This is a genomic window from Micromonospora sp. NPDC000668 (assembly GCF_042897975.1).
Taxonomy (GTDB): Bacteria; Actinomycetota; Actinomycetes; order Mycobacteriales; family Micromonosporaceae; genus Micromonospora.
The window spans coordinates 89667-105340 of sequence record NZ_JBIAYP010000001.1; the positions used below are offsets into that span (position 1 = coordinate 89667).

At 74.3% G+C, this 15674-nt stretch carries 17 protein-coding genes; 6 read left to right on the top strand and 11 right to left on the bottom strand.

What is annotated here, in order from left to right:
• Nucleotides 1–7: 7 nt before the first annotated feature.
• Entirely contained in the window at nucleotides 8–637 is a 630-nt protein-coding gene (locus tag ACFY29_RS00420; protein WP_355608944.1) for an HAD family hydrolase, read from the top strand.
• 16 nt (nucleotides 638–653) lie between these two features.
• Here ACFY29_RS00420 and ACFY29_RS00425 read toward each other — a convergent pair whose 3' ends face one another.
• Nucleotides 654–1253 carry a hypothetical protein gene (locus ACFY29_RS00425; RefSeq protein WP_386981995.1) on the bottom strand — a complete coding sequence of 200 codons (600 nt, stop codon included), beginning with the start codon at nucleotides 1251–1253 and terminating at the stop codon, nucleotides 654–656.
• Nucleotides 1254–1521: 268 nt separating this feature from the next.
• Here ACFY29_RS00425 and ACFY29_RS00430 point away from each other — a divergent pair, with 268 nt between their 5' ends.
• The gene (locus tag ACFY29_RS00430; protein WP_386981998.1) at nucleotides 1522–2466 is read left to right on the top strand and encodes an exo-alpha-sialidase; all 945 of its coding nucleotides are present in this window, start codon (nucleotides 1522–1524) and stop codon (nucleotides 2464–2466) included.
• Between the two features lie 74 nt (nucleotides 2467–2540).
• Here the strand turns inward: ACFY29_RS00430 and ACFY29_RS00435 are convergent, their stop codons facing one another.
• From ACFY29_RS00435 to ACFY29_RS00480, 10 genes are all read right to left on the bottom strand, one after another.
• The gene (locus tag ACFY29_RS00435) at nucleotides 2541–2690 is read right to left on the bottom strand and encodes a hypothetical protein (protein ID WP_355609009.1); all 150 of its coding nucleotides are present in this window, start codon (nucleotides 2688–2690) and stop codon (nucleotides 2541–2543) included.
• Nucleotides 2691–3038: 348 nt separating this feature from the next.
• On the bottom strand, nucleotides 3039–3377 hold the full coding sequence (locus ACFY29_RS00440; protein WP_386982001.1) for an antibiotic biosynthesis monooxygenase family protein: 339 nt from the start codon (nucleotides 3375–3377) through the stop codon (nucleotides 3039–3041).
• Nucleotides 3374–4621, bottom strand: coding sequence for a beta-ketoacyl synthase N-terminal-like domain-containing protein (locus ACFY29_RS00445; RefSeq protein WP_355608933.1), 1248 nt, complete (start codon nucleotides 4619–4621; stop codon nucleotides 3374–3376). Before ACFY29_RS00445 ends, ACFY29_RS00440 begins: the two co-directional genes overlap by 4 nt.
• A complete protein-coding gene (locus ACFY29_RS00450; protein WP_386982005.1) occupies nucleotides 4618–5895 on the bottom strand; it encodes a beta-ketoacyl-[acyl-carrier-protein] synthase family protein in 1278 nt (425 codons plus the stop codon). Before ACFY29_RS00450 ends, ACFY29_RS00445 begins: the two co-directional genes overlap by 4 nt.
• A 114-nt stretch (nucleotides 5896–6009) precedes the next feature.
• A complete protein-coding gene (locus ACFY29_RS00455; RefSeq protein WP_328416379.1) occupies nucleotides 6010–6414 on the bottom strand; it encodes a cupin domain-containing protein in 405 nt (134 codons plus the stop codon).
• Entirely contained in the window at nucleotides 6407–7159 is a 753-nt protein-coding gene (locus ACFY29_RS00460; protein WP_355608927.1) for an SRPBCC family protein, read from the bottom strand. Before ACFY29_RS00460 ends, ACFY29_RS00455 begins: the two co-directional genes overlap by 8 nt.
• Nucleotides 7156–8598 (bottom strand): acetyl/propionyl/methylcrotonyl-CoA carboxylase subunit alpha, encoded by a 1443-nt coding sequence (locus ACFY29_RS00465; protein WP_386982008.1) that lies wholly within the window; start codon nucleotides 8596–8598, stop codon nucleotides 7156–7158. Before ACFY29_RS00465 ends, ACFY29_RS00460 begins: the two co-directional genes overlap by 4 nt.
• A gap of 20 nt (nucleotides 8599–8618) precedes the next feature.
• Nucleotides 8619–9194, bottom strand: coding sequence for an acetyl-CoA carboxylase biotin carboxyl carrier protein (gene accB / locus ACFY29_RS00470; RefSeq protein WP_386984574.1), 576 nt, complete (start codon nucleotides 9192–9194; stop codon nucleotides 8619–8621).
• 110 nt (nucleotides 9195–9304) lie between these two features.
• Nucleotides 9305–11089, bottom strand: a complete 1785-nt coding sequence (locus ACFY29_RS00475; RefSeq protein WP_386982011.1) for an acetyl-CoA carboxylase carboxyltransferase subunit alpha — start codon at nucleotides 11087–11089, stop codon at nucleotides 9305–9307.
• On the bottom strand, nucleotides 11086–11424 hold the full coding sequence (locus tag ACFY29_RS00480; RefSeq protein ID WP_355608916.1) for a TcmI family type II polyketide cyclase: 339 nt from the start codon (nucleotides 11422–11424) through the stop codon (nucleotides 11086–11088). The genes ACFY29_RS00475 and ACFY29_RS00480 overlap by 4 nt, the downstream gene beginning before the upstream one ends.
• A 446-nt stretch (nucleotides 11425–11870) precedes the next feature.
• Here ACFY29_RS00480 and ACFY29_RS00485 point away from each other — a divergent pair, with 446 nt between their 5' ends.
• The 4 genes from ACFY29_RS00485 to ACFY29_RS00500 all read left to right on the top strand — a co-directional run bounded on the left by ACFY29_RS00485 (nucleotide 11871) and on the right by ACFY29_RS00500 (nucleotide 15650).
• Nucleotides 11871–12665, top strand: a complete 795-nt coding sequence (locus tag ACFY29_RS00485; RefSeq protein WP_355608913.1) for a BTAD domain-containing putative transcriptional regulator — start codon at nucleotides 11871–11873, stop codon at nucleotides 12663–12665.
• 95 nt (nucleotides 12666–12760) lie between these two features.
• Nucleotides 12761–13108, top strand: coding sequence for a TcmI family type II polyketide cyclase (locus ACFY29_RS00490; protein WP_386982016.1), 348 nt, complete (start codon nucleotides 12761–12763; stop codon nucleotides 13106–13108).
• Nucleotides 13109–13121: 13 nt separating this feature from the next.
• Nucleotides 13122–14471 (top strand): FAD-dependent oxidoreductase, encoded by a 1350-nt coding sequence (locus ACFY29_RS00495; protein ID WP_386982019.1) that lies wholly within the window; start codon nucleotides 13122–13124, stop codon nucleotides 14469–14471.
• 243 nt (nucleotides 14472–14714) lie between these two features.
• A complete protein-coding gene (locus ACFY29_RS00500) occupies nucleotides 14715–15650 on the top strand; it encodes a hypothetical protein (protein ID WP_386982022.1) in 936 nt (311 codons plus the stop codon).
• The last annotated feature ends 24 nt before the right edge of the window (nucleotides 15651–15674 follow it).

Consider the following 15674-nt stretch of genomic DNA (forward strand, 5'->3'; position numbering starts at 1 on the left):
TCGGCGGGTGGAGCAGGTGGACGCGATCGTCTTCGACATGGACGGCACGCTGATCGCCTCACACGCCGCGGTGCCGGCCGCGTACCGGGCCGCCATCCTCGCTGGCGGCGGGCGGCAGCACACCGACGAGGAGATCATCGCCGGTTACCCGCTCGGCGCGCCGTCGGCCCTGCTCACCGCGCTGCTCGGCCGGCCCGCCACCGAGACGGACGTCGAGCGGTACCACGCGGAGCTGGCCGCTGTCGCCGAGCAGGTCGCCAGCTACGACGGTGTGCCCGAGCTGCTGGCGGGCCTGGCCGGTCCGGCGCCGCTCGGGCTGTTCACCGGCGCCAGTCACCGGGCCGCCCGCATCCTGCTGGAGCGGGTGGGGTTGGCCGGCCACTTCCGGGTCATCATCGGCGGCGACGAGGTGACCCGGCCGAAGCCGGCTCCCGACGGGGTCGTCCTGGCCTGCCGGCGCCTCGGAGTCGCCCCGCAGCGGAGTGCCTACGTCGGCGACTCACCCCTCGACCTGCGGGCCGCCCGGGACGCCGGTGCGCTGGCGGTGGCGGCGCGCTGGGGCCACCAGTACGACCCGCACGCGCCCGCCGACCTGACCGTGGCCCACCCCCGCGACCTCCGCGCGCTCCTCGCCTGAGCGACCGGCGGTCGCGTCAGCGGTCGGCCGGGGTCGGGTCAGCGGCCGGCCGGGGAGTCGGAGTGGCGTGTTCGGTGCCGCAGCGTGGGCAGCGCAGCCGCGCCCCGGCGGCCCGGGGCACCCGTAGCCGCTGACCGCAACCGCAGGTGAACACCGGCCGGGTCGCCCGCAGGTATTCGTCGCGCTCGCGCTGCGGCCAGCTGCCATGGCAACGGTTGCACCGCTTCGGCGGGTAGCTCTGGTAGTAGGCCAGCCCGAACGCGCCCGCGATCATCACGGTGGCGGAGAACGGCAGGCCCAGCAGCGCGAGGAGGGCGGGCAGCAGTGCGCCAAAGCCGTCCGACAACACCACACCGACCACTGTGAACACCACCGCCGGCACGCCGAGCAGCAGGCCCGCGAAGCCCCACGTGAAGACCAGCAGGGACAGCACGAAGAGCACCCGCACCCCACCGGGCGCCCAGCGGGCCACGCCGTACCCGCCGCAGCGCGGGCAGTTCGGCGAGGCGGGATGCGGCACGACCCGCAGCGCCTTCGGCGCGAGCCACTCGACGAGCCGCTTGACGATCTCCTCGACCAGTTTGGTCGCCAGGGACTGGAGAAACGAACTGAACATGCCTCCACCCCACCCCAGCGCGCCGACGCGGCCGCGCGGGCGACACCAATCCGACAGCACCGGCCAGGCCCGTCCGGGTGTTCGTCGTACGTTCGTCTCGTGGCCGCGCGGGCGTCGGCAGGGGCGGCTAGCGTCGGCCGTCGTCACCGCGCCCGAACCCGGGTGGGGGCACCGGGTCGGGAGTACGGGCCGGCACCCGCCGAGCGGAACCGGGCACTGGCCGGCACCCGGGACGTCCCGCTCCCCCAGCGCCAGGAGGCCGCCGCGCATGACGTCGTCACCCACCCGCCGCACCGCTGCCGAGGTCACCGCCATCCACCGGATTGGCGACAGCGCGCCGCACAGCGCGTTCACCGACCTCGTCCGGTACGCCGGGAGCTGGTTCTGCGCCTTCCGCGAGGCGCGGACCCACCTCTCCGACGACGGCGTGATCCGGGTGCTGACGTCGATCGACGGGCGGTCGTGGACCTCCGCGGCTGTCGTCCGTCAGGCCGGCACCGACCTGCGCGACCCGCGCTTCGTCCCGCGACCCGACGGGCGGCTGCAACTGCTGGCGGCGGCCGCCACCGGGGAGGCCACCAAGACGTTCCAGACGGTGACCTGGCTCTCCGCCGACGGGTACGCCTGGGGCGACCCCATCCCGGTCGGCGAACCGGGCGTCTGGGTGTGGCGGGCGGCCTGGCACGACGGCGCGATGTACGGCGTCGGCTACGCCACCCGTGAGCCGAGGTTCGCCCGGCTCTACCGCAGCACCGACGGCCTCGACCTTCAACCGTGGGTGCCGACGCTGTTCGCGGACGGGTACCCCAACGAGTCGGGGCTGGTCTTCGACCCGGACGGCACCGCCATCTGCCTGCTGCGCCGCGACGGTGTTGGTGACGCCGCCACCGCGCAGCTCGGCCGGGCCGGGCCGCCGTACCGGGACTGGAGCTGGACCGACCTGGGTGTCCAGGTGGGCGGGCCGACGCTGCTCCGGCTGCCCGACGGGCGGCTGCTAGCTGGGCTACGCCTGCTCGACGGCGAGGTGCGCACCGCGGTCTGTGCCGTGGACCCGGAGCGGGGCGAGCTGATCGAACTGGTCTCGCTGCCCTCCGGCGGCGACACCAGCTACCCCGGCCTGGTCTGGCACGACGACCTCCTCTGGGTCAGCTACTACTCCTCCCACGAGGAGCGGACCTGCATCTACCTGGCCGAGGTCAGCCTGACCGGCTGAGCGACCGCCCGGCCAGGCCCTCGCCCGCCGGCCGGCCGGGCGCGGGTCGACGTCGACCTGGCGCAGCGGGCCGGTCACGGCGTGGCCGCCGAGGGCAGCGCGTCAGGCGAGCGGACCAGCTTGCCGGTGGTGGTACGGGGCAACTGGTCGAGCAGGTGCGGAATCGCCTGCGCCCCGGCGCGCCAGGTGGGCAGTGGATGACCGGTGAACAGAACGTCGTCCACCCATCCGGGGCCTGTCGCCGTTGGATCCTCTGCCGCCACTGCCGATCACCGCCCAGCATCAAGAGGGCCCGTCACGTACGCCCGTCGGGGTGCTGGTGGGAACCTTACGACGCCCACCGGATACATTGCCAGATGTAAATGGCTAGATCAGTTGGGCGGCTGGCCGGATTTCCGACAGCCCGTTCGACGGGCAGGATCGGTCCGCGTATGCCGACAGAGCGTCACCGCCAGTTGACGCAGAGGGCAGACGCTGCGCGACCCGACAATGAGCCCGCCCGCACCGTGCTCGGTGAGGACAGGGGTGTCCTCACCGAAGGCGAGGCCGCCTCGGTCACGGATCGAGCGCGATCATCCCGGCGGCGCTGGAGCCAGGACGGGGGTGGGGGTCTGGGCGTGGATGTGGAAGCGCAGCGAGCGGGCGTCGGTGAAGCACTCCCGCATCGGGCGCACCAGGTCCCGGTGCTCGGGGCTGCGCTCCCAACTCTCGAAGTCGGCCAGGCTCGCCCACTCGCTGGTGATCAGCCACTGCTCCGGGTCCGTCGACGAGCGGCAGACCTGGTCGACCAGATGCCCCGGCACCCCGCCGGCGACCAGATGCCGGACCGCCTCGTACGCGGCGAGGAACCGCTCGGTGCGCGCCTGGGGCACCCGCACCAGGAAGACCACCCGGGCCCGCTGCTCGCTCATGCAGTCTCTCCCCTCACCGGCGCGGCCCCGCGCAGGACCAGCGCGCTGTTGAACCCGTCGAAGCCCCGGGCGCAGACCAGCGCGAGCCGGCTGCGCGGCCGGCGGTGCTCGCGCAGGAAGTCCAGCTCGCATCCATCGGCCACCTCGTCCGGGCCGGCGGACGCGGGCAGCGTGTCGTGCGCGAAGGCGAGCAACGCGGTGGCCACGTCCAACGCCGAGCCGCCCTGGTACGCCCGCCCGGTCAACGACTTCTGCGTGGTCACCGGAGGCAACCGGTCGGCGAAGACGGCGCGCAGCGCCTCGGCCTCGCTGCGGTCGTAGCGGGGCACGCCGAGGGCGTCGGGCAGCACCACGTCGATCCCGGCCGCCGCGACGCCGGCCCGGTCCAGGGCCAGCCGCATCGCGCGGGCGTACTGGGCCGGGTCGCCGGCGCTGTCCGCCGTGGTGTGCGCGGCGTCGTGGGTGGCGCCCCAGCCGCTGACCTCGCCGTAGATCCGGGCGCCCCGCGACAGCGCGTGCCCCAACTCCTCCACCACGAACACCGCACCACCCTCGGCCGGCAGGTAGCCGCTGGCCGCGGCGTCGAACGGCCGGTACGCCCGCTCCGGGTCGGCCACGTCGCTGAGCAGCCCGGAGCGCAGTTGACAGGCCAGCGCGTACGGGCTCAGCGGGCATTCGGTGGCCCCGGCGATCACCACCGGGGTGCCCCGCCGCACCGCTCGGGCGGCGTGCGCCAGACTGTCCAGCCCGCCGGCCGCTTCCGCTACCAGCACCCCGCTCGGGCCCTTGAACTGGTGGTGGATGGAGAGCTGCCCGACGCTGGCCGCGTAGAACCAGGCGATCGACTGGTACGCCCCGACGGTGCGCGACGAACCGCCCCAGAGCCGTTGCAGCTCCCGTTGGCCGAACAGGTTTCCGCCGGACGAGCTGGCCAGGGTCACCGCGTAGCCGTACGGGTCGGGGGCCCGTTCGGGCAGGCCGGCGTCGGCCAGCGCCAGCCGGGTGGCGGCGAAGCCGAGATGCGTCCACCGATCGGTCTGCACCAACTGCCGGCTGTCGGCGTACCCGTCGGCGGTGAAACCGGGTACTTCCCCGCCGAGGCGGGTCGGGTAGCCGGCCGGGTCGAACAGGGTGATCGGCCCGGTCCGCCGGGTGCCGGCGAGCACGGTCCGCCAGTGCGCGTCCACGCCGACGCCGCTGGGCGCGACGACGCCGATGCCGGTCACCACCGCCCGGGCCGTCACCGGGCCGCCACCGCCCCGGGCAGCCGGCGGAACACCATCGCCGACTGGAAACCGCCGAAGCCGCTGCCCACCGACAGGGCCACGTCCACCGGGACCTCCCGCGCCTCGTTCGGCACGTAGTCCAGGTCGCACTCCGGGTCCCGGGTGGTCCAGTTGGCCGTCGGCGGCACCACGCCGAACTCGATGGCCAGCGCGCACGCGGCCATCTCGATCGACCCGATCGCGCCGAGCGAGTGCCCGACCATCGACTTGATCGAGCTGATCGGCACCCGGTACGCGGCCTGGCCCAGCGCCCGCTTGAACGCGGCCGTCTCGTGCCGGTCGTTCTGTCGGGTGCCCGAGCCGTGCGCGCTGATGTAGGAGACCTGGTCGGGGGCGATCCGTCCCTGCTTGAGCGCGTCGGTGACGGCCAGCCCCATCTCCAGCCCGTCCGGGCGCAGCCCGGTCATGTGGTAGCCGTTGCTGCGGCTGGCGTAGCCGGCCACCTCGCAGTAGACGTGCGCGCCCCGCCGCCGGGCGTGCCCGGCCTCCTCCAGCACCAGCACCGCCGCACCCTCGGCCAGCACGAACCCGTGCCGGTCGGCGTCGAACGGGCGGGAGGCGTGCGCCGGGTCGTCATTGTCCGGGCTGGTCGCCTTGATCGCGTCGAACGAGGCGACGGTGACCGGCGAGATCGGCGAGTCGGCCGCGCCGGCCAGCACCACGTCGGCCTCACCGTCCACGATCATCTGGTGGGCGTAGCCGATGGCGTCGATGCCGGAGGTGCAGCCGGTGGAGACCACCTGCGCCGGGCCGTGCAGCCCGTGCCGACACGCCACGTCGGCAGCCAGGCTGCTGGGCACCAGGGCCTGGTAGAGGTACGGGCCGCCGCGCGCCGCGTCGACCAGCCAGCGCCGGCCGTGCTCGCTGACCGTCACGTACTCCTGCTCCAGGGCCATCGTGCCGCCCACGGCGGTGCCGAGCACCACCCCGGCCCGGTCCCGCTCGGCGTCGGCGAGCACCAGCCCGGCGTCGGCGATCGCCTCGACGGAGCAGGCCAGCGCGAACTGCACGTACCGGTCGGCCCGGCGCCGCTCGGCCTCGGTGAGCCCGGCGGCCACCGGGTCGAAGTCGCACTCGGCGGCGATCTGCGAGCGGAACGCCGACGGGTCGAAGAAGCTGATTCGCCGGGTGGCGGTCCGCCCCTCGGTGATGGTCTTCCAGAAGCGGTCCCGGCTGGCGCCGCCGGGGGCGACCACCCCGATTCCGGTCACCACCGTGCGGCGCCCGCTCACGACGCCACCTCGGTTCGCGACTGCGGGGCTCGCAACCCCGGCTCACTCCTCGCGCTCACGACGCCACCTCGGTTCGCGACTGCGGGGCTCGCAACCCCGGCTCACTCCTCGCGCTCACGACCCGCCTCGCTGCTCGACGAGCTCGGTGTCGACGTGCCCCAACTCGGGCCGGGGTGCCAGCGGACCCAGGTGGAAGACCACCTCGGCCGGTTCGACGCCGGTGTTGCGCAGTCGGTGCCGCACGTTGATCGGCACGAACAGCGCCTCGCCGGCGGCCAACAGCATCGGCTGGTCGTCCAGGTCGACGGTGATCGCACCGCGCGCCACGTACAGGAACTCCTCGCTGTACGGGTGGTAGTGCTCGGCGATCTGCTCCCCCGGCGCGAGCGCGGCCACCCCGAGGAAGCCGGAGGTGCTGCCGACGGTGCGGGGGCCGAGCAGCACCCGCAGCTCACCGCCGCGCCGCCGGTCGGCGGGTACGTCCCGGGCGGCGATCGGCCGGGTGCTCAGGTCACTCATCGTCGGCCTCCGTCGGCTCGTTGCCGGCCGGGCGGCCCTGGTCGGCGCGTTCCCGGGCGATCCGCTCCACCCGGTCCTTGATCACCGTGAGCTGGATGACGCTGTTGGTGTTGATCCGCTCGGTCATGGCGGCGTTGTCGACCGGCGCGGTCGGCTTCATGGCGAAGTCCTGCACCCAGGTCATCCGCGTGCCGCCGGCCTCCTCGGTGTAGCGCCAGTGGATGCGCATGTACTCGAACGGCCCGGTCTCCACCCGGTGCGCCCGGACCTGCCGGCTCACCGGGTCGGCCGTGCGTTCACTGACCCAGCTCCAGGCCACCCCGTTCTCGTCGGGGTGCATGGTGAGCCGGAACCGGACGGTGTGCCCGTCGCGGTGCAGGATCTCCACCACGGCGTACTCGGTGAACAGCTCGGTCCAGTTCGACACGTCGTTGGTGATCTCCCAGACCAGTGCCAGCGGCGCGTCGATGAGCGTGCCGTTCTCGGTGTGCCCGGGCGGGTCGGCGCGGCGGGCGACCAGGTCGGCCACCGCCGGGATGCTCAGCTGGCCGGCCTGCTCGGGGATGCTCACCTGCCATCGGTCGGCGACGACGGCGGAGAGTTCCAGCAGGGCGAGCGAGTCCATGCCCAGCTCCTCCAGTGACGCGGCGGGCGCCCGGGCCGCGGCGTCGGCGTCCAGCCCGCAGTGCGCCACCAGGATGTCGGTGATCTCGGCGGTCAACGGGCGACCATGGGTGACGGTCATCGGGTCCTCCTGTGGGATACGTCGGGCTCCACGGCGGGCGCGGTGCGCGGTGTGGGGGTGGCCGCCGGCCGCTGCGCTGGCGCCGGGCCGGACGCGGCGAGCAGGCGGTCGACCAGGCCGGTGGTGTACCGGCCCTTGCGGAATGCGGCGTCGTCGAGCACCCGCCGGACGAACGGGATGGTGGTTCGCACGCCCGGCCCGGCGATGTCGAACTCCTCCAGGGCGCGCTCCAGCCGGTTGAGCGCCAACTCCCGGTCGGGCGCCCACACCACCACCTTGGCCAGCAGCGAGTCGTACCAGGGGCTGACCACGTAGCCGGCGCTGGCGTGGGTGTCCACCCGGGTGAACGGGCCGCCGGGCGGCACGAACCGTTCCAGCCGGCCGGGGGTCGGGGCGAAGCCGCGCTCGGGGTCCTCGGTGTTGACCCGGCACTCCACCGCGACGCCGTGCAGCCGGATCTCCTCCTGGCGCCAGCGCAGCGGCACCCCGGCGGCGATGTGCAGCTGCTCGTGCACCAGGTCGATCCCGGTGACCATCTCGGTGACCGGGTGCTCCACCTGGATCCGGCAGTTGATCTCCAGGAAGTGGAACCGTTCCTCCGCGTCGACCAGGAACTCCAGCGTGCCGGCGCCGACGAAGCCGACCTCCAGCGCGCCGCGCAACGCGGTCTCCGCGATGGTGTCGAGGGTGCCGGCGGGCAGCGCCGGCGCGGGCGCCTCCTCGACCAGCTTCTGGTGCCGGCGCTGCACCGAGCAGTCCCGGGTGCCCAGGTGCACCCCGTTGCCGTGCCCGTCGCAGAGCACCTGCACCTCCACGTGCCGCGCCTCGGTGAGGTACCGCTCGACGTACACCCGGTCGTCGCCGAAGGCGGCCTGCGCGGCGGCCCGGGTGCGGGTGTACGCCCGGGGCAGTTCGCCCGGCGTGCGCACCACGGTCATCCCCCGGCCGCCGCCACCGGCGGCGGCCTTCACGATCACCGGGTAGCCGATGGCGTCGGCCACCTCGGCCGCGGCGGCGGCGGTCGGCACCGGCTGGACACTGCCCGGCGGCAGCGGCAGGCCCGCCCGGCTCATCAGGGCCCGGGCCGAGGACTTGTCGGCCAGCGCGGCCATCACCGCTGGCGGCGGGCCGATGAAGATCAGCCCGTTGTCGGCGCAGATCTCGGCGAAATCGGCGTCCTCGGAGAGGAATCCGTAGCCGGGGTGCACGGCCTGCGCGCCCACCTGCCGCGCCGCCTCCACGATGGCGGCGGCGTTGAGATAGCTGCGGCGGCTCGACGCGGGCCCGATCCGGACGGCCTGGTCGGCGAGGCGGACCGCCGCCGAGTCGGCGTCCGCGGCGGAGTAGACCACCGCCGTCCGGACGCCGAGCTCCCGGCAGGCCCGCAGCACCCGCAGCGCGATCTCGCCGCGGTTGGCGATCAGCACGGTCTCGAACATCGGTCACCCCACCCGCGCCATCAGGCCGAATCCAGCTCGACCAGCGGCTGGTCGTACTCCACCGGCTGGCCGTCCTCGACGAGGATCGCGACCACCCGACCGGCACGGTCGGCGGCCACCTCGTTCATCAGCTTCATCGCCTCGACGATGGCGATCGGCTGACCCGGGCGGACCAGGTCGCCCACGGCGACGAACGGCGCCGCGCCGGGCTCCGGCGCCCGGTAGAAGGTGCCGACGATGGGCGCCCGGACCGCGGCGCGCCCGGGCACCGGCGGCCGGATCACCGCCGCCGGCGGGCCGGGCACCGTCGCGTCCGGCGGCACGGTCGCCGCCTCGACCGGCGGCGGAGCCGGGGGTACGTCCGGCCGCGCCGGATCGCCAGGGTGCCACTCGACCTCCAGCACCGCCGGCCCGCTGCGCAGCCGGATCCGGCGCACCGGCCCGCTCAGCTCGGCGACCAGTTGGCGCGCCTGCCGGCGCAGCCCGGCCAGCACCTCCTCGCCGCCCGCCCCGGCGTCGTCGGGCCGGCTGCCGTCCGGTGGACGGTCGGCGTCGAGCCGGACCCCGCCGTGCCCGTTTCCCGGTTCGGGGTGCAGGGACGCGCCGTCGTGCCCGGCGGACCGACGGTCGACGCCGGGCGTCCCGGCGGCGGACAGCGCGTCATCGCCGGGCGCCTGGACAGTCGACACCGCCCGGTCCCCGGCGGTCACCGGGCACCCGCCCGGGCACCGGTACGCGGCGCGCCGAACCGCCGGAACCGCTGTCGGCGGAGACGGACCAGCATCGCGGGCGGTACGTCCAGCAGTGGCAGCAGATTGGCCAGCAACGCGGCGCGCAACCGCCGGGCGGTCTCCGTGGGGTCGTCGTGCGCGGCCGCCGCCGGCTCCGGCACGATCTCGTCGACCACCCCGAGCCGGTGCAGGTCGGGCGCGGTCAACCGCAGCGCGCGGGCCGCCTGCGGCGCTGCGGACCGGTCGGGCCAGAGGATGGCGGCGCAGCCCTCCGGGCTGATCACCGAGTAGACGGCGTGCTGGAGCATCAGCACCCGGTCGGCGACCGCGAGCGCCAGCGCGCCACCACTACCGCCCTCGCCGGTGATGACGGCCAGCACCGGGGTGGGCAGCACGGTCAGGGTGAGGATGTTCTCCGCGATGGCCGCCGCCTGGCCCTGCTCCTCGGCGCCCACCCCCGGGTCCGCGCCGGGGGTGTCGACGAGGGTCACCACCGGCAGGCCGAGCCGGGCGGCGAGGCGCATCAGCCGCAGCGCCTTGCGGTGCCCGGCCGGGCTGGACATGCCGAAGTTGCGGGCCACCAGCTCGGCCGTCGTGTGCCCTTTCTGGTGGCCGATCACCATCACGTGCCGGCCATCCAGCCGGGCCACGCCGCCGACGACCGCCGGGCAGTCCCCGCCGAGCCGGTCGCCGTGCAACTCCACGAACCCGTCGAAGACGGAGTCGAGGTAGTCCAGAGTGGTGGGTCGACCGGGGTTGCGGGCCACCCGCACGGTGTCCCAGGGGTCGCGTGCCGCCGGCGCCGGGTCGGCGCTGGCCGTAGGTGTGCCGGCGGACGCGCCTCGACCCTCGCCGACCGGCGGGATCGTCGCGGGCGCCACCGTCGAGCCGTCGTCGGCCAGGCGCTCATGGCCCGGCGCCGGCTCCTGCCGGGGTACGGGCGGGCGCGCCGGGCGGCCGGTACGGGTCGCGGCGAGCAGCGCCGTCAACCGCCCGCGCAGCGACCGGCGCTGCACCACCATGTCGATCTGACCGTGCCGCAGCAGGAAGTCGGCGGTCTGGAAACCCTCCGGCAACGCCCGCCCGGTGACCTGGCGGATCACCCGGGGCCCGGCGAAGCCCATCCGGGCGCCGCTCTCGGCGAGCACCAGGTCGGTGTTGGTGGCGAACGACGCCGCCACCCCGCCGTAGGTCGGGTCGGTGAGCACGCTGACGGTGAGCAGACCCGCCTCGCGCAGCGCGGCGATGGCCTGGCTGACCGTGGCCATCTGCATCAGCGACAGTGCGCCCTCCTGCATCCGTGCCCCGCCGGAGGCGGTGACCAGGATGAGCGGGCTGCGGTCGTCCAGCGCCCGTTCGGCGGCCCGGGTTATCAGTTCCCCCACCGCGCATCCCAGGCTCCCGCCGAGAAATCGGAAGTCCATCACCGCCAGCACGGCCGGGTGCCCGCCGATGGTGGCGGTGGCGCAGACGACCGCCTCGGCCAGCCCGGTACTGGCCCGGGCTGCGGTGAGCCGGTGCGGGTACGGCAGCACGTCGACGAAGTCGATCGGATCCGCTTCGGGCAGTCGGTCGGGCAGCAGGCGCAGCGAGCCCGGGTCCACGAGCTGGCGTAGGCGTTCCGGGGCGCCGAGCCGGGCGTGCGCGCCGCACTCCGGGCAGACGTCCAGGTTGCGCCGCAGGCGTTTGCGGTACAGCAGGCTCGCGCAGCCCGTGCAGCGGGACCAGAGCTGCTCCTCGCGGGGCGCGGTGGCGGTCACGACCGCCGCCCGGCGTCCACGGCGTCGAACCGGTAGAAGCAGTGCGCCATCGCGTCGCGCGGCGACCGCCAGGTCGGCAGGTACGGCGAGACGTACGGCCGCAGCCGGTCGCTGACCCGGACGAACTCGGGATGGCCACGGGCGGCCTCCACCGCGCCCTGCGCCGGCTGCTCGGTCTCGAGCAGGTGCACGTAGAGGTCGTGCAGGCGGTACAGCGATCGGTGCCGGACGCCGACCAGACGCGGCAGCTCCGTCGCGTCCGACTCGGCGAAGATCTCGGCGACCCGCTCCTCGGCGGTCGGGACCACCTTCGCGACGATCAGCGATCGGTCCATGGCTGGGCCTCCCCCCACGGCGTCCGGGCCGGCGGCGGGTGACCCCGGACCGCTGGACGACTCCCGACACGATGCGGCAGTCCACGTCACGGCGGCGTCACCGTGGCGGGCCGTTCTGCGACGCTGGCTGGTGACGCTGCGTTGACGCAACCTGTGTATCAGCTATGCGCCGGGAAGCTCTGCGACGAAGGACTCGGGCGGGTGTTTTAGCAGTTCAGAACCGATCTCACGGTTGGCCGATCACCGACAGAAGGTCCACACTTCCGTTGACTCACCGTGACCCTATTGATAATCTTCACCGTGGTCAGCCCGGCGGCTCGAGCGGGCGGGGCCGCGCCCCGACAGCCATGGTCGTTTCCCACCGTTGGGGTCGACAGTGGCGTCACGGGCAGCCGATCCGGGACACAGGAGACAGTCGGGACGAGCGTTCCGCAGGGGGTGCCGCCGTGGCCGCTGATCCGTCCGTGCCGACCGCCGGACACCCTCCCGAGGCCGGCGTCTCGCTGCATCTGCTCGGCGGTTTCCGGCTGCTGCGTGGCGCGGCGCCGATCGTGGTGCCGCGCGGGCTGCAACGGGTCATCGCGCTGATCGGGCTGCGCCCCGGCGCCACCCGCAGCCAGCTCGCCGGGCTGCTCTGGCCCGACGCGTCGGAGGAACGGGCGCTGTCGTCGCTGCGCACGGCGCTCTGGCGGCTGCGGCAGGACCCCTGCTGCCCGCTGACCGTGGCCGGTGACACCGTGCGGCTGGGCCCGGCGGTCCGACTCGACGTGGACGAACTGGTCGGCACGGCGGCCCGGGTCCGGGACGGCGACGAGCCGCGTACCGCCGCCGGAGCTCTCGCCGCCGGCCGGCACGACCTGCTGCCCGGCTGGTACGACGACTGGGTACTGCTGGACCGGGAGCGGCTGCGCCAACTGCGCCTGCACATGCTGGAGCAGCTGGCCGGGCAGCACCTGGTCGCGGGGCGGCACGGTGACGCGCTGGAGGCCGCGCTGGAGGCGATGGCCGCCGAGCCGCTGCGCGAGACGCCGCACCGGCTGGTGGTCCGCATCCACCTCGCCGAGGGCAACGCCTTCGAGGCCGTACACGCCTTCTACGTTTACCGCGACCTGCTGCGCCGGGAGCTGCGCCTGGAGCCCAGCCCCGCGATGAGCGCCCTGCTCGACGACACGCTCGCCCCGATCCGCGAGGCCAGCCGGGAGGCCGCCGGTCGGCCGTCACCGGTCGGCCGGCGTACGTGACGGTGACGTGACAGTCGCTGCGGCACGGTGGGCACCTTGGAGCACGTGGCCGTCGACCCGAGGGTCGGGGAAGCCACCGGCGGAAAGGGGGTCCCATGAGTCGTCTACTGGTCGTCAGCCGAATCATCCCGGGCGCGGAGGGGCGGGTGGCGCAGATCTTCGCCGAGTCCGACGCCAGCGAACTGCCCGGTCTGACCGGTGTCACACACCGGTCGCTGTACTGCCTGCACGACGTGTACGTACACCTGTTGGAGACCTCGGACGTCGACCCGGACGCGCTGGCCGCCGCCCGCAACCACCCGCTCTTCCAGCAGGTCAACGAGCGGCTCTCCGCGCACACCTCGCCGTACCTGCCGACCTGGCGCTCCCCCCGGGACGCGATCGCCGGCTGCTTCTACCGGTGGGACGCGGCCGAGGCGCCCGCGGCGCACCCGGCCGGCTGAGCGGACGGGCGACGTGTCCACCCCGGCACCGCACGTCCTGATCATCGGCGCCGGCACCGGCGGGCTGTGCCTGGCACACGGGCTGCGCCGCGCCGGGATCAGCGTCGCCGTCTACGAGCGGCACCGCCACCGCGCCGAGGGGTTGCTCGGCTACCGGGTGGGCATCGGCCCGACCGGTAGCCGGGCGCTGCGGGAATGCCTGCCGCCGGAGCTGTTCGCCACGTTCCTGGCCACCTGCGCCCGGCCACCGCGCTACTTCAACGTGGTCACCCAGGGGCTGCGCCAGACCGCCTCGTTCGAGCTGCGGCCGGACGCCGACCCGGTGCACACCGAGCACTCGGTGGCCCGGATGGTGCTGCGCCAGGTGCTGCTCACCGGCGTGGACGACGTCGTGCACTTCGACCGGACCTTCGTCCGGTACGAGCAGCGCGACGACGGCACGGTCACCGCGTACTTCGCCGACGGCACCAGCGCCACCGGCGACCTGCTGGTGGCCGCGGACGGCACGCACTCGGCGGTACGCCGCCAGTACCTGCCACACGCGGTCACCCGCGACGCCGGCACCATCAACGTCGCCACCCGGATCCCGCTGACCGCGCGCACCCGCGACCTCGTCCCGGAGCGGGTCCGCCAGGGCATCTCACTGATCTTCGGCACCGGCGGGACGATGGGCGTCCTGCACATGATGGAGTTCAAGTGGGACGCCGAGCGAGCGATCAAACCCGGCGTCGGCGACGCCGACGCCGCCCTGCTGCGCCAATGGCCGGGCCTGACCCACGACACCACCACCGACAACATCAACCTGATCATCTGGAGCGCGGCCCGCCGGTTCCCGGCCGACGTCATGCAGCGCCGCGGCGAGGACCTCGTACGGGTCGCCCTGGACCTCACTCCGAACTGGCATCCACACCTGCGGGAGCTGTTGACCCGCGGTGAGCCGGACAGCGCCCTACCGATCAAGGTGACCACGTCCGAGCCGGTGCCGCCCTGGAAGAGCAGCACGGTCACCCTGCTCGGCGACGCCATCCACACCATGACACCCGGTCGCGGGGTGGGCGCGAACACCGCGCTGCGCGACGCCCGCCTGCTCTGTCAGCAACTCGCCCGCGCCGTCGCCGGCGACAAGACGCTGCTGCAGGCGGTCGCCGACTACGAGGCCGCGATGGTCCCGTACGGCTTCGCCCGGGTCATCGAATCGCTGAACCGCAGCGGCACCAGCGGCGACGACCGGATGTACCGGCCGGTGGTGGGTCGGCTCGCGCTGCTCGGCGCACGTGGCTACTTCGGGGTGACCAGCCGGGTACCCCGACTGCGCCGCCGGTTCGTCGACGACTTCCACACCTACGAGGGCGACCAGGACTGATCCCCCTGCCGATCCGGGTCCGGCGTCCCCACGCCGGGCCCGGATTCCGTCGTGCCCAGCACAACGCTGCGTCACCCATCCGGCACCCGGTGCGGCGACCGTCCCACCCGTACCGCACCCGACCGATCCTCCCTGTCGGCGTAAACGCGCATGTGCAAAGCTGCGGCGAGTTTTTCTCGTGACTTTTCTGACGACGTGATAGGGAGATTCGCCGTGGCGTGGTCTATCGGACACTCGCTGATAGTGATACTGGCACTGCTGCTGGGCCTGGCCGCTGGATGGTTGCTGCGCGGTCGGCAGGGCGTACGGGTCAGCGGGCAGGGTCCGTCGATCGTGGACGGAGATCCTGTCGCTGGCCTGGCCATGGTCGCCACGCCGGCACCGGCGGCCACCACCGACGAGGCCCGGCCGGCAGCGACCGTCGACCCGGCGCCGGCCGCGGTCGCCGACGAACCGGTCCCGGTGGACACGGTCAGCGCACCGGCCGCGGTGACCACGCCGGACGATCCCGCCCCGGCAGGCGCCCCGAGCACTGTCGACCCGGCCGACATGGCGTTGACCGACGCCCCGCCGGCCTTCTCCGCCACCGAGCGGTCCGATGCGGAGGCCCTCCGGCCCGAGCCCGCCGCGGACCCGGAACCCGCGCCGGTCGCGGTCGAGGAGCAGCCCGCCCCGGCGGCCGTGATCGCTCCCCGCCAGCCGGCGGATGACGTCACGCCCACGGACGCGCCGCAGGCCGAGGCCACGCCGATCGAAGCCACCACGACCGAGGCCACCACGACCGAGGTCGAGGCCACGCTGGCCGACACGACCCCGGTGGAGACGACGGCGGCCAGTGAGCCGGCGCACGTCGACGCGGAGCCGGTGCGGGCCACGCCGCCGGTCCGGCCGATCGCCGCCACCGCGCCGAACGGTGCGGACACCGGCTCGGAGGGCCCGGCCGACGACTTCCGCCGGATCCAGGGGATCGGGCCGAAGATGGCGGCCGCGTTGCAGGCCGCCGGCGTACGCACCTACGGCCAGCTCGGCGAGCTGGACGAGCCGGCGCTGCGCGACCTGATCCGGGCTGCCGGCCTGCGTGCCGCCCCCGGGTTGGCCAGCTGGCCGCAGCAGGCCCGGGTGCTGGCCGGCGCCGGTGACGAGATGGCCGCCGTCCTGCCGGGCGACGCCCGCGGCTGACGACGAGAACCGGGCCCCCGGCGA

What these genes read in the sequence shown, in the direction of transcription:
- ACFY29_RS00480 (WP_355608916.1), bottom strand. Translation starts at nt 11,424, where the DNA reads ATGGACCGATCGCTGATCGTCGCGAAGGTGGTCCCGACCGCCGAGGAG.
- ACFY29_RS00425 (WP_386981995.1), bottom strand. Translation starts at nt 1,253, where the DNA reads ATGTTCAGTTCGTTTCTCCAGTCCCTGGCGACCAAACTGGTCGAGGAG.
- ACFY29_RS00460 (WP_355608927.1), bottom strand. Translation starts at nt 7,159, where the DNA reads ATGACCGTCACCCATGGTCGCCCGTTGACCGCCGAGATCACCGACATC.
- ACFY29_RS00465 (WP_386982008.1), bottom strand. Translation starts at nt 8,598, where the DNA reads ATGTTCGAGACCGTGCTGATCGCCAACCGCGGCGAGATCGCGCTGCGG.
- ACFY29_RS00490 (WP_386982016.1), top strand. Translation starts at nt 12,761, where the DNA reads ATGAGTCGTCTACTGGTCGTCAGCCGAATCATCCCGGGCGCGGAGGGG.
- ACFY29_RS00440 (WP_386982001.1), bottom strand. Translation starts at nt 3,377, where the DNA reads ATGAGCGAGCAGCGGGCCCGGGTGGTCTTCCTGGTGCGGGTGCCCCAG.
- ACFY29_RS00455 (WP_328416379.1), bottom strand. Translation starts at nt 6,414, where the DNA reads ATGAGTGACCTGAGCACCCGGCCGATCGCCGCCCGGGACGTACCCGCC.
- ACFY29_RS00430 (WP_386981998.1), top strand. Translation starts at nt 1,522, where the DNA reads ATGACGTCGTCACCCACCCGCCGCACCGCTGCCGAGGTCACCGCCATC.